The following is a 551-nucleotide window of genomic DNA, read 5'->3' on the forward strand; positions in this document are numbered from 1 at the left end:
GTCCCTATCCTATCTTAACCAGGCTCAGCATATAATTGATGAAAATAAAATCATTCGCCTCAATCTTTTAAGTCTCATTACTTATAATAAGGCCGAAAATTATTTCAGGACCAGAAACTACGATTCTTTAAAGGTCAGCCATGAAAAATTATTCGGCCCCAAAAATCAGAATTACAAGTTACATACCTACCAAAAACGTACCGGATATTACCTCACTTTATTAAAACATGACTACAAAGGTGCTATTAAACAAATTAATGCATTATTAAAAGATAGCCTTTATGTAAAAAACGATCTGGAAGAGCAAATGCTCGCGGATGCTTATTTTAGTAACGGACAAACAGATTCGGCCAAGTATATTGTTGAAAAACAGCTTGACCAGCCGTCTCAAAAAAACCATCCCGAAATAAGATACCATTTATATGAAGTACTTGGAAAAATAGCCGAACGCAAAAAAGATGAAAAACTTGCCGCCAACAATTATAAACTGGCGTTAGACCAATTAAAACAAAACATCGATAATCTTTCGCAGGTAGGCGATAAATCATCAC

General features: G+C 34.8%; 1 protein-coding gene. It reads left to right on the top strand.

Annotation, left to right across the window (positions count from 1 at the left end):
- A partial coding sequence (locus tag AC1DPZ_RS28735) for a hypothetical protein (RefSeq protein ID WP_477409962.1) occupies positions 1-551 on the top strand: 551 nt, incomplete at both ends.

Source organism: Mucilaginibacter sp. P4_G9, assembly GCF_056400985.1.